The sequence below is a fragment of the Plantactinospora sp. B5E13 genome (genome assembly GCF_039871775.1).
Lineage (GTDB): Bacteria > Actinomycetota > Actinomycetes > Mycobacteriales > Micromonosporaceae > Plantactinospora.
Genome location: NZ_JBDPLT010000015.1, coordinates 14,937 through 32,957, shown reverse-complemented (window position 1 = coordinate 32,957; position 18,021 = coordinate 14,937). Strand labels below are relative to the sequence as shown.

Here is an 18,021-nt window from a genome sequence, read left to right as displayed (position 1 = left end):
CACCGTCCACCGGCAGCGGCCGCCGAGCGCGCTCAGCCATTCGGCCGGTGTGGCCGGGCCCGGACGGCGAACGCCGTCGCGGCACAGCACACGGCGCACAGGATCAGCGAGACGGCGGCGCCGCCGCTGTCTCCGGGCTGCCCGACGGTGACGAATGCGCCGGCCACGGCCACCCCGACGGTCGCGCCGACCTGACGTACCGCGTTGAGCAGCCCTCCGGCGACGCCCGCCGTACCGGGCGGTGCCGTGGTGACCACGGCGGTGGCGAGAGCGGGCAGGGCCAGCGAGACGCCGAATCCGGTGCCCAGCAGCCCGACGACCAGCAGGGGGTACGACGTCCCGGCCGCGAGGGCCCCGCCGAAGGCCGCCACGGCCGCGCCGAGGGCCAACCCGGCCACGGTCAGCAGCGCCAACCCGGCGAGCACCGGCTTCTCCGGGCCGGTCCGGGCCACGATCCGGCCGGTCAACAACGGGTTCACCGCGAACGGCACGGTCATCGGCAGGAACGCCAGGCCGACCGCGACCGGACTCAGCCGCAGCGTCTGCTGGAAGACCAGAGGCAGCACGAACAGCACCGCGGACATCATGAAGTTGACCGCCGCCCCGGCCAGTAGCGCGGACCGGATACCTGCGGTCCGGATCACGGCGGGGGCGAGTACCGGAGCGACGCTGCGTCGTTCCCGTACCACGAAGAGCGCGCCGGCGGCGACGGTGGCGAGCGCCGCCGCGAGCCCGTGCCGCACCGCGCCGGAGCCGAACGCGATGAGCGCGTCGGTCAACAGTCCGAGCACCGCGCACGCGGCGAGCTGCGCGGGCCAGTCGATGGTGCGCTCACCACGGGGGCAGCGGACCGCGGCCCCGGCGGTCAATCCCAGTACGACGCCGGCCAGTGGCACGTTGACCAGGAAGATCGCCCGCCAGCCGGCGAGGTCGACCAGCGCGCCGCCGACGATCGGGCCGGCCGCGAGAGCGGCGCCGCTGGTCGCGGCCCAACCGGCAACCGCCTTCGCCCGGGCGGCCGGTTGCGGGTAGAGCCTGGCGATCATGGCCATCGAGGCGGGCACGGTCGCGGCGGCGGCGGCTCCGAGCAGCCCGCGCAGCACCACGAGGACCCCGACGTTCGGCGCGAGCGCGCAGAGCAGGGAGCCGAGGCCGAAGAGGGCGATGCCGGCCCGGAACGACCGGTGAGCGCCGTACCGGTCGGCGACCGCGCCGGCACAGAGCAGCAGACCGCCGAAGACCACGGTGTACGCGGTGACCACCCACTGGAGGCCGGCCACCGAAGTATCCAGTGATCTCGCCAGGTCCGGTTCGGCCACCGACAGCACCGTCATGTCGAGCAACACCATGAAATAGCCCAGCGAGATGCCGAGCAGAGCGGATCTTCTCGCCCCGGGTTCGGCCGGCGTATCGGCCCCGGCGGGGCGGGCAAGGGGAACAGAGGTCATCAACTTCTCCCGGACCATCGGTTTCGGCGCTGCCAGCCTCGATCGGCGCCGGTCCCCGTTCCACCGGTGAGGCCGGACGCCGCGTTCGGAATTTCCGTACGTGGCGGCGGTGTTGACCATCAGCGGACAGGAGGAGAGCCCGTGGAACTGCGTCAGCTGCGCACCTTCGAGGTGGTCGCGCTCCGGCGTACCGTCACCGACGCCGCCCTTGACCTCGGCCTGGCGCCGTCCTCGGTGTCGGAGCAGATCCGCGCCCTGGAGAGGTCGCTCGGGGTGCCGGTGTTCGACCGCGGGCCCCGGGGCATGCGGTTGACCCCGGCGGGTGAACGCCTGCTGGGCTGGGCCCGGCGCCTCCTCGATCAGGCCGAGCAGGCCCGCCGGGAGGTCACCGCCGCGCCGTCGGTGCTGCGGCTCGGTGCCCTGGAGACGATCGCCGCCACCCACGTGCCCGGGGTGCTGGCCCGACTGGCCGAGCGCCGACCCGACCTCAGCATCGAGGTACGCGCCGACGGGGCCCGTGACCAACTCCTCCACGCGGTCGGGGTCGGTGATCTGGACGCCGCGCTGCTGCTGGACAGCGGTGACCGGCTGGGCGACCTCGGCTTCGACCTGCCACCCGCGCCGCTGGACTTCGTCGACCTGGAGCCGGTGCCGCTGGCGCTGGTCGCCGCGCCCGACCATCCGCTCGCCAACGCCACCACCCCACTCACCCGGACGGCGCTACGTGGTCAGAAACTGCTGGTCAACCTGCCGGCCTGTTCGTTCTGGCTGGCCGGCGAGCGGTTGCTCGGCGGTGAGGTCGAACGGGTCCGTGCCGGCGGCGTACCGGTGATGCGGGCCTGGGCGGAGCAGGGGCTCGGCATCGCGCTGCTGCCCGAGTTCGCGGTCGCCGACCAGTTGGCGGCCGGTGGTCTCCGCAAACTCGCCCTCGACATCCCGGAACTGCAGCTCCGGCTGGTCTGGCGGACCGACCGGGAGACCGATTCGGCGGTGCGCCAACTCCTCTACGCGGCCAGCGCCCACCGGCCGCTGGCCGGGCGCCTCTCGGTTGGTTCAGGACTGCGGCCAGGCCCGCATGGCGGCCTCCGCGACGGCCTCGAGCTGAGCCCGGGTCGCACCGTCCCGGGCCTGCTGGGACATGCCCTGCAGGGTGGTGGCGGTGAACATCGCCAGAGTTCCGGGGTCGGTGTCGGAGGGTAGGTTCCCGGCGTCGACATCGGCCCGGATCCGCTGTTCCAGCTCGCGTACGTTCGTGTTCCGCTGCCGACGGAGCAGCTCCTCGACATCGGCGTTTCCCGGACCGCAGTTGGTGGCGGCGCTGATCACGAGACAGCCGCGCGGGTGCTCGGGATCGGTGTACTCGGCGGCGGCCTCCCGCAACATCCGGGCCACTCCCCGTCGCGCGGTGGGCTCCTCGGCCAGGGACCGCATCGCGAACGCGCCGTGGCTGCGCCCGTACGCCTCGACGGCCTCACGGAACAGTGCCTTCTTGTCGCCGAAGGCGGCGTAGAGGCTGGGCGTACCGATGCCCATGGCGCCGGTCAGTTCGGCAATCGACGTCGCCTCGAAGCCGTACTCCCAGAAAGTCCGCATGGCGACGTCGAGCGCCCGGTCCCGGTCGAAGGCCCGGGGGCGTCCGCGTCGTGGTGTAGTCGTCGTCACACATCCATTCTATAGCGCTTGCTACAGAAGCGACCATAGCCTTTATGTAGTGATGACTACAGAAAGGCGGATCCCCGTGGGTACGTTGACCGGCAAGACGGCGCTCGTCACCGGAGCCAGTCGCGGCATCGGCCGTGCCATCGCCCTCCGGCTCGCCGCCGAGGGGGCGCTCGTGGCCGTGCACTACGGCAGCAACGAGGCCGCGGCGAAGGAGACGATCGACTTGATCGCAGGCGCCGGCGGCCGGGCGTTCCCGGTTCGCGCCGAGCTCGGCGTACCCGGTGACGTGGCCACCGTGTGGTCCGGCTTCGACGCCGGGCTGCACGCCCTCGACGTCGAGCCCGGCCTCGACATCCTGGTCAACAACGCGGCCATCGCCCGCTCGGAGGCGCTCGACGGGGTTACCCCGGCGGAGTTCGACGCGCTCTTCGCCGTCAACGTCAAGGCGCCGCTCTTCCTCGTCCAGCAGGGTCTGGATCGCATCCGTGACAACGGTCGGATCATCAACATCGGCTCCGGCGTGACCCGGATCGCCTATCCCGAGACGATCGCCTACTCGATGTCCAAGGGCGCGTTGGACACCTTCAGCCTCACCCTGGCCAAGGCCCTGGGGCCACGGAACATCACCGTCAACTCCGTCTCGCCGGGCATCGTCGACACCGATGTCAACGCCGGTTGGTTGCGCGACAACCCGGACGCGTGGACGCACGCGGCGGCGTACTCGACCTTCAACCGGGTTGGTCAACCCGCCGACATCGCCGACGTGGTGGCCTTCGTCGCCTCGTCGGACGCGCGCTGGATCAGCGGCCAGAACATCGACGCGACCGGCGGATCGCATCTCTGACTCCGACCAGGATCCGGCGGGACATCCGTGGTGACTGTCCGTGGTTCGTGGCTGGAGTTGCAGCTAGAAATGACGCGGGATCAGCCGGCTGATCGGCAGGTTGATCGGCCAGGGTTCGCCGGTGTCGACGTACTTTGTCCAGCGGCCGGTCTCGACGTAGATCTCGTTCACCGGATCAATCTTGTGGGTGTGCACGACCAGCCCGTCCCTGATTTCGATCCGCCAGTAGAACGGGATGCCGGCCTTGGCGTACAGCGCCGGTTTGAGGACCCGGTCCATACTCTCCGAACTCTCCGAGACGATCTCCACGGCGAGCACCACCTCGTGTGGCTCGTACTTGGCGGTGCGTCGGGCCGCGGCGGCGGCGGTGGTGACCAGGACGTCCGGTATGAAAGACCGTCGATTGCTGATCCGTACCTCCACCGCCTGGGTGACGTCGTACTCGTCCGGGCAGTCCTCTTCCAGAGCGACCATCAGGCGTCCGGCGACGGTCTGGTGAGCCGCGGTGGGGGAGGGCGACATGATCAGAACTCCGTCGAGAAGCTCGCGGCGGTGGCCGTCGTCGGGCATGGCGTCGAGATCGTCGGTGGTCCACCCGCCGGTGGGCGGGTACGCGTCGCTCAGGGCCGCGGTCATGGCGCTGCTCCTCTTCGAGGTGTCGGGGCGCAATCACCCAGTGCCACCGTACCGCTTCCGTCGGGTGGGGGTGGTCGCGCCGGAACGGCCGACACGGCAGGATATGGCGCATGAGCGAGCGGAGCGAGCGAACCAGCCAGCTCAGTCTCGGCGTTCATGACGACGACGAGCGGAGCGGGGAGTCGGCATGAACGTACCCGGCGAAGGACTGGCGAAGGGGCTGGCCGTCACCCTCAAGACGATGACCCGCCGCTCGCACACCCAGCAGTACCCGGACGTCCAGCCCGACCTGCCACCCCGCTCCCGGGGCGTCATCGCGCTGCTGGCGGAGAACTGCACGGTCTGCATGCTGTGCGCCCGGGAGTGCCCGGACTGGTGCATCTACATCGACTCCCACAAGGAGGAGGTGGCGATGCCCGGCGCGGCCCGGCCGCGTCAGCGCAACGTGCTGGACCGCTTCGACATCGACTTCTCGCTCTGCATGTACTGCGGCATCTGCGTCGAGGTCTGCCCGTTCGACGCCCTCTACTGGTCACCCGAGTTCGAGTACGCCGAGTACGACATCCGGGACCTGCTGCACGACAAGGAGCACCTCGGGCAGTGGATGGCGACCGTGCCGCCGCCGCCCGCACACGACCCGAACGGTGAACCGTCGAAGGAGGAGGCCACCGCCGCGCGCAAGGCCGCCGCCGAGGGCCCCTCGTGACCGCCGCCGACGTACTGATGCTGGCCCTGGGTGCGGTCGCGGTCGGCTCCGGGGTGCTGGTGGTGACCACCCGGCACCTGGTCCGGGCCGGCCTCTATCTGGTGGTCACCCTGGCCGCCGTCGCCGGCCTCTTCCTGGTGCTGACCGCCGAACTCGTCGCCTGGGTGCAGTTGCTGATCTACGTCGGCGCCGTGGTCGTCCTGCTGCTCTTCGCGGTGATGCTGACCCGGGCGCCGATCGGGGCCGCCGACGACCTCGACCGCCCCGGCTGGCCGGGCGCGTTGATCGGCGGCGGGACCGGGCTCGGCCTCGCCGCCCTGCTGGTCGACGCGTACCGGTGGTCGACCGTGGAGTTGCCGGAGCCGGGGACGGCGGAGCGGCTCGGCACCGAACTGTTCAGCTCCTGGGTGCTGCCGTTCGAGGTGCTCTCCGTACTGCTGCTCTCCGCCCTGGTCGGGGCGATCGCGATCAGCGTACGGATCCCGGGGCGTGACCGGTGAGACCCGTCATCCCGTACGTCGTCGCCGCGTTGCTCTTCGGCCTCGGCGTGTACGGCGTCCTGCGCCGCCGCAACGCCGTCCTGGTGCTGATGTCCGTCGAGCTGATGCTGAACGCGGTCAACCTGCTGCTGGTCACCGCCAACACCGCTCCGCTGGCGACCGCGACCGGCCGGGCCGTCCCGGCGCCGGTCGCCCCACAGCCGTCCCCGGCCGCCGAGACCGCCGCCGCGCTGCCGTTCACCGGGCAGGCGTTCACCCTGTTCGTCATCGTGATCGCCGCCGCCGAGGTGGGGGTCGGGCTGGCCATCGTGCTCCAGCTCTTCCGGCTGCGGGGCACGGTGGTCGTCGACGACGTACGCCTCGACGGACACACCCCGGACACCGGACCGCAGGCGATCGTCGCGGCGCCGCCGGTCGCACCGGCTCCCGACGGGCCGACGACGAGGGGAGCGGGGACGTGACCGCCGCGCACACGCTGGGCGTGCTGCTGCCCGCCGTACCGTTCGGGCTGGCCCTGGCCGGGCTGCTGCTGCCGCAGCGGTCCCGGCTCGGCGCGGCGGCGCTCGGCACCACCGGCGCGGCGGTGTCGCTGGCGGTCGCGGTCGCCCTGCTGCTGACCCTGAACGGTCGGTCCACCGACGCCGCCGCCGAGTGGATCAACGTCGGCGGTTTCTCCGTCACGCTCGGCGTCCGGCTCGACCCGGCCGCCGCCCTGGTCGCGGTCGCCGTCGCCGCGGTGGCGACGGCCGTGCAGGTCTACTCCGTCGGCTACCTGCGCGACGACGACCGGTACGCCCCGTACGCCGCCCAGATCAGCCTCTTCACCGCCGCGATGCTGCTGGTGGTGGTCTCCGGCGACCTGATCCTGCTGCTGGTCGGCTGGGAGGTGATGGGCATCTGCTCCTACCTCCTCATCGGCCACGACCGGCGGCTGCCCGAGGCGCCGGCCGCCGCCGTCAAGGCGTTCCTGGTCACCCGGGTCGGCGACGTCGGCTTCCTGCTCGGCATCGTGCTGCTCGGCGTGGCCGCCGGCAGTTTCCGGATCGCCGACGTGCTCGCCCACGACTACTCGACCGGCCAGCTCACCGCCGCCTGCCTGCTGCTGCTCGCCGGGGTCGCCGGCAAGAGCGCCCAGTTCCCGCTGCACACCTGGCTGCCGGACGCGATGGCCGGCCCGACCCCGATCTCCGCCCTGATCCACGCCGCGACCATGGTGGCGGCCGGCATCTACGCCGTCACCCGGCTCTTCCCGCTCTTCGCGGCGGCCCCGGCGGCGCTGGCCGTGCTCGGCGTGCTGGGCGCGGTGACGCTGCTGCTCGGCGCGCTCGCCGCGACCGCACAGGACGACATCAAACGGGTGCTGGCCTGGTCGACGGTGTCGCAGATCGGCTACATGGCCGGGGCGCTCGCCGTCGGTTCGCCGCCCGCCGCGCTGTTCCACCTGCTCAGCCACGCCGCGTTCAAGGCGCTGCTGTTCCTCGCCGCCGGTGCGGTGATCCACGCGGTCGGCAGCAACCTGATGTCCGCGATGGGTGGGCTGCGTCGGCCGATGCCGGTCACCTTCTGGTGCACCCTGGTCGGGCTCGGCGCGTTGGCCGGGGTGCCGCCACTGGCCGGCTTCTGGAGCAAGGACAACATCCTGGTCGTCGCCGAGCAGGCCGCCCGGCACCACACCGGCCCGACCGCCGCCTGGGTCGGCTGGCTGGTCTGGATCGCCGGCCTGGTCGGGGTCGTCCTCACCGCCTGGTACGCCACCCGGCTGCTGCTGCGCACCTTCCTCGGCCCGTCCCGGGCCCAGCCGCACCCGATCGACGGCGCACCGACCGACACCCCGGAGGCGGTGTCGCTGGACGCCCCCGCCCCGGCAGCCGACCGTACCGTCGGGACCGCGCCGATCGACGCGCCGGCCAGCGCCCCCGCACCGACCCGGGCCGGCGTACCGCACGACCCGCCGGGGCTGCTGCGCTGGCCGATCCTGCTGCTCACGGTCCCGACCGTGGCGCTCGGGCTGCTGGTTTTCGTCGACCCGTTCCGGTCCGCGCTCGACCTGGACGAGGCCCACCTGGACGGCTTCGTGGTCATCCCGGTGGCGCTGATGCTGGTCGGCGCGGGACTCGCCTGGTGGCGCTGGCGGGCCGACCCGACCGCCGACCCGGCGACCGCGCTGGGTCCGCTACGCCCGGCCTTCGCCGGCGCCTTCTGGCTCGACGAGGTCCAGCACACCCTCGTCGTACGGCCGGTCCGGGCCCTCGGCCGGCTGGCGAGACGTACCGACGAGGTGGTGGTGGACGGGGCGGTCGAGGGAACCGGCCGGGCCACCACCGGGCTCGGCACCGGACTGGAGCTGCTGCACCGGGCCGGCGTACCCCGGGCGGTGGCGGCGGTGCTGGCCGGCGCCCTGCTGCTCGGCGCCGCCGCACTCGCCTGGGGAGGTGCGACGTGAACCCGGACGGGACGGTCACCCTCGGCGGGGTCGGGCTGGTCGCCACCGTCGGGCTGCCCGCTCTCGGGGCGTTGCTGCTCGCCCTGTTTCCGGCCCGGGCCGACCGGGCGGCCCGGATCACCGGCACGGCCTTCGCCGCCGCCACCCTCGTGGTCGCCGCCCTGCTCGCGGTCGGCGCGAACAGCGGCAGCGGCGGCTGGTTCGGCTACCGGCCACAGACCGCCGGCCCGCCCGGGATCCGTCCCTGGCACGACCTGGACCTGACCTGGGTACCCGGCCTCGACCTGCGGTTCCACCTCGGGGTCGACGGGGTCTCCTATCCGCTGGTGGTGCTCACCGCACTGCTGACGCTGCTCTGCTGCGGCTACACCCTGTGGCGGGTGCCCACCCCGGGACGCGGCCGGACCCTGGTCGCCCTGCTGCTAGTCGTCGAGGTCGGCATCCTCGGCACCTTCCTCGCCCTCGACCTCGTGCTCTTCTTCCTCTTCTTCGAGGTCGTGCTGCTCCCGATGTACGCGATCATCGCCATCTGGGGCGGCGAGGGGCCGGAGATGCCGCGCCGCTACCCGCCGTACGGCTCGCCGGTGCGCGACCGGGCCCGGCACGCGGCCCGCAAGTTCGCCCTCTACACCCTCTTCGGCTCGGTACTGCTGCTGGTCGGCGTTCTCACCGTGACCACCGCCGCCGGCACCGCCGACCTGGTGACGCTGACCGGCGGCGGCGGACTGTCCCGGGGCACCCAACTGGCCGCGTTCATCCTGCTGGCGATCGCGTTCGCGGTGAAGAGCCCACTCTGGCCGCTGCACTCCTGGCTGCCGGACGCGCACACCCAGGCGCCGACCGTCGGCAGCGTCATCCTCGCCGGCGTACTGCTCAAGATGGGGACGTACGGGCTGATCCGGGTGGCGGTCGGGGCCGCCCCGGAGGGCGCCCGGTGGGCCGCCCCGGTGCTCGGTATCCTCGCCGTCGCGGCGATCATCGTCGGTTCGCTGGTCTGCCTGGCGCAGAGCGAGCTGAAGCGGCTGATCGCGTACTCCAGCGTCGGGCACATGGGCTTTGTGCTGCTCGGCATCGCCACCCTGACCGCCACCGGGATCCAGGCGGCGCTGATCGGCAACATCGCGCACGGCGTCATCACCGGACTGCTCTTCTTCCTCGCCGGGGCGATCAAGGACCGTACGCACACCGGCGCCCTGACCGAGCTGGGCGGGCTGCGCGAGTCGACACCCCGGCTGGCCGGGCTGCTCGGCTTCGCCGCGATCGCCTCACTCGGGCTGCCCGGCCTCGCCGGCTTCTGGGGCGAGGCGTTCGCCGTGGTCGCCGCCTGGCAGCGCGGCGGCCCACTCTGGACCACCCTGGCCGTGCTGGCCGCGTTCGGCGGGGCGCTCACCGCCGCCTACCTGCTCCGGCTGCTGCGCCGGGTCAGCCACGGACCGGCGAGCCCGGCGGTGCTCACCCTGACCCCCGGGCTCAGCGGCGCCGAACTGGCCGCCTGGGCGCCGCTGGTGCTGCTCGCGCTCGCCATCGGCCTCGCCCCGACCCTGGTGCTCGGCGTGGCCGAGACCCCGGTCGGGATCCTGCTGGAGGCGATCCGGTGAGCCGACCGTGGCCGGTGGCCGTGACCCGGGCCGGGATCCTGCTGGGGGCAGATCCGGTGAGCCGACCGTGGCCGGTGGCCGTGACCCGGGCCGGGATCCTGCTGGGGGCAGATCCGGTGAGCCGACCGTGGCCGGTGGCCGTGACCTGGGCCGGCGTGGTCCGATGAGCCGACGGTGGGAGCTGCCGTGACCCAGACCGTGGACAACGTGGCGCTGCTGCCGGCGTACCTGGCCGCCGGCACCGCCGTACTCGTGCTCCTGGCCGACCTGCTGGTCGCCCGGCGGGGCGCGACGGTGGCCGCCTTCGCCGCCGGGGCGGTCGCCACCGGGATCGGCGCGGTCGTGGTCAGGGTGCAGGCCGGCGACCGGCGGACGTTCTGCGTCGGCGACGGCTGCTCCTACCAGTGGACGGGCAGGGCAGCCCTGGTCGGTTGCCTGTTCGCACTGCTCACCCTCGGGGTGCTGGCACTGTCGGCGCCGCTGCTGCGCGCCGGGCGGGTGCCGCCGGGCGAGTACTGCTTCCTGCTCGCCTGCTCGATGACCGGCGGCGTGGTGCTCGGCGCCGCCGGTGACCTGATCACCCTGGTCGTGGCGCTGGAGACGCTGACCCTGCCGCTCTACGTCCTGGTCGGGCTCCGGCAGCGCAGCGTCGCCGGCGCCGAGGCGGCGCTGACGTTTTTTGTGGTCAGCGTGGTGGCGACCGCGGTGACCCTGCTCGGCGCGGCACTGCTCTACGCGGTCACCGGGGTGGTGCACCTGAGCCTGCTCGGCGCCGCCTTCGAGGCCGGGCCGACCCTGCTGGACCTGCCGCTGGCGGTGGTCGCGGTGGCGCTGGTGGTGCTCGGGCTGGTCTTCAAGGTGGCGGCGGTGCCGTTCCACGCCTGGGCCCCGGCCACCTACGACGGGGCACCGGTGCCGGTCGCCGCGTACCTCTCCACCGCCTCGAAACTCGGCGGGGTGGTCGCGTTGCTCGCGGTTGTCGGCAGCGGCGTGGTCCAGGCGGTCATCCCGTCCGCGCCGACCGGGTCGCCGGCCACCGCGCCCGGCGCCCCGACCGCACTGCCGGCCGAGGTGACCGGCCCGGTGCTGGCGATCGTCGCGGTGCTGACCATGACCGTCGGCAACCTGGTCGCGCTGCGCCAGCGCCGGATGGTACGCCTGCTCGCCTGGTCGTCGGTGGCCCAGGCGGGCTACATCCTCGCCCCGCTCGGCGCGCTGGCACTCTCTGCTGGCCGTACCCCGGAGGCACTCGACACGGCGGTCGCCGCCGCGGTCGCGTACACGGTCTTTTTTGTACTGCTGGAGTTGGCCGCGTTCGCCGCGGTGGTCGCGCTGCGGCCGGCGGTCGCCGACGGCGGCGAGCTCGACGACTACCGGGGCGCGGCTCGCCGCCGGCCCTGGACCGGGGCGGCGTTTGTGCTCGCCCTGATCGGTCTGGCCGGGTTGCCGCCCGGGCTGGCCGGGCTGTTCGCCAAGGTCACCGTGGTCCGGGCGCTGCTGGACGGCGGTGCCGGCTGGCTCGCCGTGGTGGTGGCGCTGAACGCGGTGGTCGGGCTCGCCTACTACGTACGGGTCGCCGCCGCCCTGTACGCCCCGGCACCCGACACCGCCCGGACGTCCGACCCCGCCCCGCAGCCGGCCGCTTCCCGGGCCGGTACGGCCGCCGCCCCGCCGGTGCCGGCCGATCCGGCCGCGCCGGCGGTGCCGGCCGACGGTGTGGCCGTGCCCGGTGCGGTGGCGGTCCGACCCAGCTGGGCGGTTGTCGCCGTACTGGCCGGCGCGACCGTGGTGGCGGTTGTCGTCGGCGTCGCCCCGCAACTCGTGCTGGACGTCGCCGGCCTGTGACAACGGGCCGTTTTCCCAGCTAGTTCACAGTCATATCCGGATTGTTGAGCGGGTATCCGGTTGTTGAACCGGTCAGCGGGCCCACCTGCCCGCGCACCGAAGGAGTTATCGTGCATAGCCATCGAAACGGGCTCAAAACAGCCGCGCTACTTGGCCTGCTCACCGCTCTGATCCTCGGCGTCGGTTACTGGTTCGGCGGCAGCGGCGGTCTGGTGATCGCCGTGCTGATCTCGCTGGCCATGAACGCGGCCAGCTACTTCTGGTCGGACAAGCTCGCGCTGCGCGCGATGCGGGCGCAACCGGTCAGCGAGGCCGAGTTTCCGGCGCTCTACCAGATGGTCCGGGAGCTGGCGACCGAGGCCGGTCAGCCGATGCCGCGGCTCTACGTCAGCCCGACCATGCAACCCAACGCGTTCGCGACCGGACGTAACCCGCAGCACGCGGCGGTCGCGGTCACCCAGGGCATCACGCAGATCCTGGACTACCGGGAGCTGCGCGGCGTGATCGGACACGAGCTGTCGCACGTCTACAACCGGGACATCCTGATCTCCAGCGTGGCCGCCGGCCTGGCCGGCATCATCACCCTGCTGGCCAACCTCGCCTGGTTCATCCCGCTGGGCGGCGGGGACGACGAGGACGCGCCGAACCCGGCCGTACTGCTGCTGACACTCATCCTGGGCCCGATCGCGGCGACCCTGATCCAGCTTGCGATCAGCCGTAACCGGGAGTTCCAGGCGGACGCCTCCGGCGCCCGGCTGACCCGGGACCCGCTGGCGCTGGCCAGCGCCCTACGCAAGATCCACGCTGGTACCCAGCGGCTGCCACTGCCGGCCGACAACCGGCTGACCAGCACCGCCCACCTGATGATCGACAACCCGTTCAAGGGTGGTGGGGTGGCGAATCTCTTCTCCACCCACCCCAACATGGAGGAGCGGGTACGCCGCCTGGAGCAGATGGCGTACAGCGCCGGCCCGGTGCAGTACCAGCGCTGATTCCGGCCCCACCTGCGGCGGTCAATCTCGTCCCGGCCCCGGCACTCGAACGAGTGCCGGGGCCGAACCGTCCGCGGATCAGCTCGCCGGTGCCGGCCCGGGGGACACCGGTTTGAGGCGCTGGTGGAGTGCGGCGAGGGCGGGGGCGGGGTCGTCGGCGAAGAACCGGACCGTCCGGACCTCGGCACGCCGCCCGAGCGGACGTGTCGCGGTGACCGGCTCGGTCAACTCCAGCAGCAGGTTCGTCTGCGCCCCGACCGCGACCGCGAGCCGCTCCCCGTCGACCCGGACGGTTCCGGACTCGTCGTACCGGCGGATCTGCCGGACCTCGGCGATCAGCCGGCGCGGGACCCGGAGGTCGAAGAAGGCGCCGTAGCGGATCCGGACCTCGTCGGCGGTGATCACGTGCGGGCGGGTGACGATCGCCGCGACGACCGAGAGCACGGTCAGGATTCCGTACCCCTCGAGAACCAGGAGCAGGGTGCGTAGCGCCACCGGGGCGCCGAGCCCGCGCAGCAGGATCTCCACCGCGACCATCTCGATCACCATCACGACCAGGAGGACCACCGTCATCCCGGCCTGGGGACCGGTGTACGGGACGGCGGTCCCGCCCCTCGGTACCCCGTGTCGACGACCGGCGACCCAGAGGGCGAGGCTGACCAGGTTCCGCACGTCGAAACCCACGATCCGGCGGACCGGCTCCGGGACCAGCCGGTCGTGGACCGTGCGGACGGCCAACCGCCGGGACGCGCCGGCCTGGCGGGCAGCCCGGAAGAGGCAGTACGCGGTCAGCACCTCCACGCCGAGGGCCGCCGCGACGAGGATCTCGGCCACCACGACCAGCGGACCCGGCAGCGGCACCCCAGCCAGCAGCAGCACCAGGAGCAGCAGCTCGGCGGGTACGAGCGAGTACAGCACGCCCCTGGCCAGGCGTACCAGGCGGTCGACCCGTACGGCGTCGGTCGGCCCGGCCGGATGCCCGCCCACGGTCACGCCCGGTCCCTCGTCGCCGGCCGGCCTCCGGCGGTCACGCCCGGTCCCCGGCGCCGACCACCCGCCCGTCGGGCCCGTCCAGTCTGCTCCGCAGCCGGAGCATGAGGAGACGGACAACCTCGGCCTGGGCGGCGGACAGTTCGGTCGACATCGCCGCCAGCCACTGCTCCGCCTCGGCGTCGTCGACCCCGGTCAGCAGGGTCGAGAGTAGTTCGGCCGGAAGGTGGGTGGCGAGCTGCTCGGCGACCTCGTCGGCGAGGACGGCGATCCGGGGGTCGGTGGGTGCGGCGTCGCCGAGTTCGTCCAGCCGGGCGTAGTGGGCAGCGGTCTGGGCCGCCATCGTAGGGGTGTTCAGCGGCCCGAACAGCTCGGCATACCCGAGAGGGGCGGCTGGCGGGCCCGCCCCGCCGGGATTGTCTCCAACGAGGGTGAGCAGGTCGCGGTCGAGTCGGGCGATCGCCGAGCCGTCGCCGGTGGGCAGGGTACGCAGCAACGCGGCCAGTTCGGCGGGGACCGTCGAGTCGACGTCCAGGTCCGCCTCGGCCAGCAGGGTCGCGAGCCGTTGCCGGCGGGTCGCCAGCGCCTCCTGCTGCCGGGCCAGGTCGGCGTCGAGTTCCTCCAGCACCTCGCGGAGTTCCCGGCCCTGGGCGTCGCCGAGGATGTCGCGGATCTCGTCCAGGGCCAGGCCGAGTTCGGCGAGCCGGCGGATCCGGGCGAGCAGCACCGCGTCCCGCAGCCGGTACGCCCGATAGCCGTTGCCGAGGCGGTGCGGTTCCGGAAGCAGCCCCAGGTGGTGGTAGTGCCGCACGGCACGGGTGGAGACCCCGACCAGTGCGGCGAGTTCGCCGATCCGCATGACATCAGTAGAAACCTTGACGTCGCGTCATGGTCAACGTAATCCGGTTCGGTTGGCCGACCTGCCCGCGTTAGGGTCGATACGACTTCCACTCATTACGGCGCCGTCCCGCCGTGACCTCTGTCGCCTCAAGGAGTGCCCGCTCGTGACCGCGCTGCGTCAATACCTGCAGGTGTGGCGGATCCCCGGTGCGCCGATGCTGCTGATCGCCGGCATCGTCGGGCGACTCGGCATCGGCATGACCCCGCTCGCCCTGCTGATGGTCGTCGAGCAGGTCACCGGCCGGTACTCGCTGGCCGCCGTCGCCGGTGGCGTGTACGCGCTCGCCGGCGCCGCGCTCAGCCCGATCGCCGGCCGGATCGCGGACCGGGTCGGGCCCAGCCCCGTACTGCTGGTCACCGCGATCGCCCACCCGGTGGCGCTGATCGGCCTGCTGCTCGCCAGCCGCGCCGGAGCCGACGCCCTCGTGCTGATCTTCATCGCGTCGGCGGTCGCCGGGGCGACGTACCCGCCGTTGACCGCCGCCATCCGGGGAGCCTGGAACGACCTCACCGACCCCGCCTCCGGCCGGTACGCCCTGCGCAACACCGCACTGGCCGCCGAGACCTCCCTCTTCGAGATCGTTTTTGTCGTCGGCCCGACCCTGGTCGCGGTCTTCGTCCTGGTCGCCGACGCGGCTGCCGCGCTGGTCGGCGCCGCCGTGGTGACCCTGACCGGCACCGTCACGATCGCGCTCGGCAAGGTGATGCGGGGTTGGCGCCCGCACCCGCACGACACGCACGCCAAGGGACTCGGCCCACTGCGGGTCGGCGGCTTCCCCGCCCTGCTGTTCTGCGTGGCCGGGCTCGGCATCGCATTCGGCGCCGCCGGAGTGGCCGTACCCGCGTACGCCAGCGCACACGACGCGCCGAACGCGGAGAGTGTGGCCGGCATCCTGCTCGCCATGTGGGGGACCGGCAGCGCGATCGGCGGGTTCTGGTTCGGCACCCGGCCGCAGGCCCGCAACGCAGCCCGACAGTTCGCCCAGCTCCTCGCCCTGCTCGCGGCCACCTTCGTGGTCTTCGCGGTGATGCCCGGACCGCTCGCGCTCGGGGTGGCGCTGGTCGTCGGCGGGGCGACGATCGCCCCCGCGCTGACCCTGGAGAACACCATGGTCGGCCGGATCTCCCCGGCGAGCATGCTGAACGAGTCGTACACCTGGGTGGTGACCGTGGCGGTGGCGGCCAGCGCGGCCGGCGGCGCCGGAGCCGGCATCCTGGTCGACCTGGTCGGCGTACCGTGGGCGTTCGTCTTCGCCGGCGTCGCCGTCGCGGCCGCCGCGGTGGTCGCCGCGCTGCCGACCGGTTCGATCGCCCGGGCCGAGGCGTTGGCCGAGGTACGCCTGGAGCGCGCCCTCGCCACCGAACCGAGCTGACCGACCGGCCCGACCGGGTCAGGTGCTGACCTTTGGCCCGGTCCGGTTACCGTTGCGCAGCGTGGGGATCGACTGGGTACCAGCACGCCCCCGTCCCGGGACGGACCTCGACAAGCTGCGGGAACTGGTCGCTCTCCAGGCCCGACATGTGCAGGCGGCGGTGGCGCCACCCGGCGGCTGGGCGGCGCCCGAACCGCACCGCGCGCCGCTGCGGCCTGACCCGGTTGTACCGCGTGCGTCGCGGCCTGACCCGGTCGCGCCGCCCGTGTCGCGGCCTGACCCGGTTGTACCGCGTGCGTCGCGGCCTGACCCGGTTGTACCGCGTGCGTCGCGGCCTGACCCGGTCGCGCCGCCCGTGTCGCGGCCCGACCCGGAGCTGGACGCCGAGGTGGTCGGCCCCGGGCGGTACGCCGACGTGGTCGACGGGCTGCGCAACTGGTTGGTGACCAGTTCGGACGAGAACGGCCACTCGCCCTACTTCCGGGTCACCGTGATCGGCGGCAATCCGCGGTTTCCGCTCTCCTGGCGCAGGGAGGCGTTCAGCAGCCTCCTGCCGGCTGCCGCCGTCGACGCGGTTGGCCGCTGGCGGTGGTGGTACGGCCAGATCAGCGCCGGGCGGATGTCGCACCATCTCAGTCATCTCCGCGCCTGGGAGGCCTACCTCGACCTGGTCGAGGCACAGGCCGCCCTGACCGCACGGGCCCACACGACCCTGTCGCGGACCAACGCCTGGGCCGGGCGGGACAACCTGCAGCAGGCCCGTCAGCGGGTGTTCGAACTGCCCGACCCGGCACCGCTGACCCGGCCCGGCCCGCCACCGGAGTCGCCGGCTGACGACCGGGCGGACCACGAGCGGGACAGGGCGATCCAGACGCTCGCCGGGCAGGTGGCGCGGGTGCGGGAGGTGACCCGGGAGTTCAACCGGGCGGTGCCCCGAGGCGTACGCGCCCGGGCACCAGAGCCGTTCGACCCGGCGGAGCTCCCGGTCCGGGACGAGTGGGTGGAGGAGTTCCTCGACTGGGTCGAACCGTTCCTGCGTACCGGACACGGCCTCTACCTGTGGGCCTGACCACGCCATGCCGGGTCGTACGCCTGCCGGAATCGCCTCCAGGCTCGCCGCCCCGGCCTGACCGCCGGTGAGCCCCGGTCGTACCCTCCTGCCATGGAGGAGACCTGCGAGGTGATCGTCACCGCGGCGGAGGCGGAGTGGCTGGCCGAGTTCACCCGTCGGCTGGTGACGGACCGGCTCGCCGCCTGCGGGCACAACATCGCCGCGATCCGGTCGATCTACCGGTGGGAGGGGAACGTCCACGACGAGGACGAGGCCCGGGTGGCGCTGCACACCCGGCGGTCCCTGGTGCCGGAGATCGTGGTTCGGGCGAACCAGGAGCACCCGTACGAGGTGCCCTGCGTGATCGCCGTGCCGATCGTCGACGGCAACCCGGAGTACCTGCGGTGGATCATCGCCGAGACCCGGGAGCCGGGGCAGTCGCCGGCGGCGAACTAGACAGAACGTGCGGGGCGGCCCGGATCCGGGCCGCCCCGCACAGTTCGTCACGCTCCGGCGGTCATGTCACCGGTAGTTGGTGAACTGCAGCGCCACGCCGAAGTCCTCGCCCTTGAGCAGCGCGATCACCGCCTGCAGGTCGTCCTTCTTCTTGCCGGTGACCCGCAGCTGGTCGCCCTGGATCTGCGCCTGGACCCCCTTCGGGCCCTCCTCGCGGATCTTCTTGCTGATCGCCTTGGCCTTGTCCGACTCGATGCCCTGGATGATCCTGCAGTCGATCTTGTACGCCTTGCCGGACGAACGCGGCTCGCCGGCGTCCAGGGCCTTCAGGGAGATGTTTCGCTTGACCAGCTTCTCCTTGAAGACGTCCAGGGCCGCCTTGACCCGCTCCTCCGTCTCGGCCTCGAGGCTGACCGCCTCGTCGCCGCCGGACCAGGAGATGGCGGCGCCGGTGCCCCGGAAGTCGAACCGGCTGGTGAGCTCCTTCTCGGCCTGCCGGAGGGCGTTGTCGATCTCCTGCCGGTCGACCTTGCTGACGATGTCGAACGACGGGTTGGCTGCCATGGTTGCGCTCCTG

General features: G+C 72.7%; 17 protein-coding genes and 1 pseudogene. 12 read left to right on the top strand and 6 right to left on the bottom strand.

Annotated elements, in window-relative coordinates; translation table 11 throughout:
• Positions 1-32: 32 nt before the first annotated feature.
• Positions 33-1,448, bottom strand: coding sequence for an MFS transporter (locus ABGB05_RS15975; RefSeq protein WP_347654185.1), 1,416 nt, complete (start codon positions 1,446-1,448; stop codon positions 33-35).
• A 141-nt stretch (positions 1,449-1,589) separates the two neighbouring features.
• On the opposite strand from ABGB05_RS15975, the gene ABGB05_RS15970 reads away from it, so the two are divergent.
• Positions 1,590-2,648: a LysR family transcriptional regulator gene (locus ABGB05_RS15970; protein ID WP_347654184.1), complete on the top strand. Its 1,059-nt coding sequence runs from the start codon at positions 1,590-1,592 to the stop codon at positions 2,646-2,648.
• A gap of 279 nt (positions 2,649-2,927) precedes the next feature.
• On the opposite strand, the pseudogene ABGB05_RS15965 reads toward ABGB05_RS15970, so the two are convergent.
• A pseudogene (locus tag ABGB05_RS15965) lies at positions 2,928-3,041 on the bottom strand (TetR/AcrR family transcriptional regulator); the annotation flags it as partial.
• 121 nt (positions 3,042-3,162) lie between these two features.
• Here ABGB05_RS15965 and ABGB05_RS15960 point away from each other — a divergent pair.
• Positions 3,163-3,954, top strand: coding sequence for an SDR family oxidoreductase (locus tag ABGB05_RS15960; protein WP_347654183.1), 792 nt, complete (start codon positions 3,163-3,165; stop codon positions 3,952-3,954).
• A 63-nt stretch (positions 3,955-4,017) separates the two neighbouring features.
• Here the strand turns inward: ABGB05_RS15960 and ABGB05_RS15955 are convergent, their stop codons facing one another.
• On the bottom strand, positions 4,018-4,590 hold the full coding sequence (locus tag ABGB05_RS15955) for a Uma2 family endonuclease (RefSeq protein WP_347654182.1): 573 nt from the start codon (positions 4,588-4,590) through the stop codon (positions 4,018-4,020).
• Positions 4,591-4,777: 187 nt separating this feature from the next.
• Here ABGB05_RS15955 and ABGB05_RS15950 point away from each other — a divergent pair, with 187 nt between their 5' ends.
• The 7 genes from ABGB05_RS15950 to htpX all read left to right on the top strand — a co-directional run bounded on the left by ABGB05_RS15950 (position 4,778) and on the right by htpX (position 12,674).
• Complete coding sequence (locus tag ABGB05_RS15950; protein WP_347654181.1) at positions 4,778-5,296, top strand: NADH-quinone oxidoreductase subunit I; 519 nt, start codon at positions 4,778-4,780, stop codon at positions 5,294-5,296.
• Positions 5,293-5,796 (top strand): NADH-quinone oxidoreductase subunit J, encoded by a 504-nt coding sequence (locus ABGB05_RS15945; RefSeq protein ID WP_347654180.1) that lies wholly within the window; start codon positions 5,293-5,295, stop codon positions 5,794-5,796. The genes ABGB05_RS15950 and ABGB05_RS15945 overlap by 4 nt, the downstream gene beginning before the upstream one ends.
• Positions 5,793-6,257 carry an NADH-quinone oxidoreductase subunit NuoK gene (locus ABGB05_RS15940; RefSeq protein WP_347654179.1) on the top strand — a complete coding sequence of 155 codons (465 nt, stop codon included), beginning with the start codon at positions 5,793-5,795 and terminating at the stop codon, positions 6,255-6,257. Before ABGB05_RS15945 ends, ABGB05_RS15940 begins: the two co-directional genes overlap by 4 nt.
• The gene (locus ABGB05_RS15935; protein WP_347654178.1) at positions 6,254-8,239 is read left to right on the top strand and encodes an NADH-quinone oxidoreductase subunit L; all 1,986 of its coding nucleotides are present in this window, start codon (positions 6,254-6,256) and stop codon (positions 8,237-8,239) included. Before ABGB05_RS15940 ends, ABGB05_RS15935 begins: the two co-directional genes overlap by 4 nt.
• Positions 8,236-9,837 carry an NADH-quinone oxidoreductase subunit M gene (locus tag ABGB05_RS15930; protein WP_347654177.1) on the top strand — a complete coding sequence of 534 codons (1,602 nt, stop codon included), beginning with the start codon at positions 8,236-8,238 and terminating at the stop codon, positions 9,835-9,837. Before ABGB05_RS15935 ends, ABGB05_RS15930 begins: the two co-directional genes overlap by 4 nt.
• 186 nt (positions 9,838-10,023) lie before the next feature.
• Positions 10,024-11,682, top strand: coding sequence for a proton-conducting transporter membrane subunit (locus ABGB05_RS15925; RefSeq protein WP_347654176.1), 1,659 nt, complete (start codon positions 10,024-10,026; stop codon positions 11,680-11,682).
• Positions 11,683-11,792: 110 nt separating this feature from the next.
• Entirely contained in the window at positions 11,793-12,674 is an 882-nt protein-coding gene (gene htpX, locus ABGB05_RS15920; RefSeq protein ID WP_347654175.1) for a zinc metalloprotease HtpX, read from the top strand.
• 78 nt (positions 12,675-12,752) lie between these two features.
• On the opposite strand, the gene ABGB05_RS15915 is transcribed toward htpX, so the two are convergent.
• A complete protein-coding gene (locus ABGB05_RS15915; RefSeq protein WP_347654174.1) occupies positions 12,753-13,667 on the bottom strand; it encodes a hypothetical protein in 915 nt (304 codons plus the stop codon).
• A gap of 34 nt (positions 13,668-13,701) precedes the next feature.
• Positions 13,702-14,523: a MerR family transcriptional regulator gene (locus tag ABGB05_RS15910; RefSeq protein ID WP_347654173.1), complete on the bottom strand. Its 822-nt coding sequence runs from the start codon at positions 14,521-14,523 to the stop codon at positions 13,702-13,704.
• A gap of 145 nt (positions 14,524-14,668) precedes the next feature.
• Here ABGB05_RS15910 and ABGB05_RS15905 point away from each other — a divergent pair, with 145 nt between their 5' ends.
• From ABGB05_RS15905 to cutA, 3 genes are all read left to right on the top strand, one after another.
• Positions 14,669-15,937: an MFS transporter gene (locus tag ABGB05_RS15905; RefSeq protein WP_347654172.1), complete on the top strand. Its 1,269-nt coding sequence runs from the start codon at positions 14,669-14,671 to the stop codon at positions 15,935-15,937.
• Between the two features lie 355 nt (positions 15,938-16,292).
• Entirely contained in the window at positions 16,293-17,006 is a 714-nt protein-coding gene (locus ABGB05_RS15900) for a hypothetical protein (RefSeq protein WP_347654171.1), read from the top strand.
• A gap of 93 nt (positions 17,007-17,099) precedes the next feature.
• Entirely contained in the window at positions 17,100-17,444 is a 345-nt protein-coding gene (gene cutA / locus ABGB05_RS15895) for a divalent-cation tolerance protein CutA (RefSeq protein ID WP_347654170.1), read from the top strand.
• Between the two features lie 66 nt (positions 17,445-17,510).
• On the opposite strand, the gene ABGB05_RS15890 is transcribed toward cutA, so the two are convergent.
• Positions 17,511-18,008: a YajQ family cyclic di-GMP-binding protein gene (locus ABGB05_RS15890; RefSeq protein WP_347654169.1), complete on the bottom strand. Its 498-nt coding sequence runs from the start codon at positions 18,006-18,008 to the stop codon at positions 17,511-17,513.
• Positions 18,009-18,021: the final 13 nt, after the last annotated feature.

Bases quoted from the DNA above. Each gene is read 5' to 3' on its own strand.
- ABGB05_RS15975 (WP_347654185.1), bottom strand. From the start codon at position 1,448: ATGACCTCTGTTCCCCTTGCCCGCCCCGCCGGGGCCGATACGCCGGCC.
- ABGB05_RS15910 (WP_347654173.1), bottom strand. From the start codon at position 14,523: ATGCGGATCGGCGAACTCGCCGCACTGGTCGGGGTCTCCACCCGTGCC.
- ABGB05_RS15955 (WP_347654182.1), bottom strand. From the start codon at position 4,590: ATGACCGCGGCCCTGAGCGACGCGTACCCGCCCACCGGCGGGTGGACC.
- cutA (WP_347654170.1), top strand. From the start codon at position 17,100: ATGGAGGAGACCTGCGAGGTGATCGTCACCGCGGCGGAGGCGGAGTGG.
- ABGB05_RS15890 (WP_347654169.1), bottom strand. From the start codon at position 18,008: ATGGCAGCCAACCCGTCGTTCGACATCGTCAGCAAGGTCGACCGGCAG.
- ABGB05_RS15960 (WP_347654183.1), top strand. From the start codon at position 3,163: ATGACTACAGAAAGGCGGATCCCCGTGGGTACGTTGACCGGCAAGACG.
- ABGB05_RS15950 (WP_347654181.1), top strand. From the start codon at position 4,778: ATGAACGTACCCGGCGAAGGACTGGCGAAGGGGCTGGCCGTCACCCTC.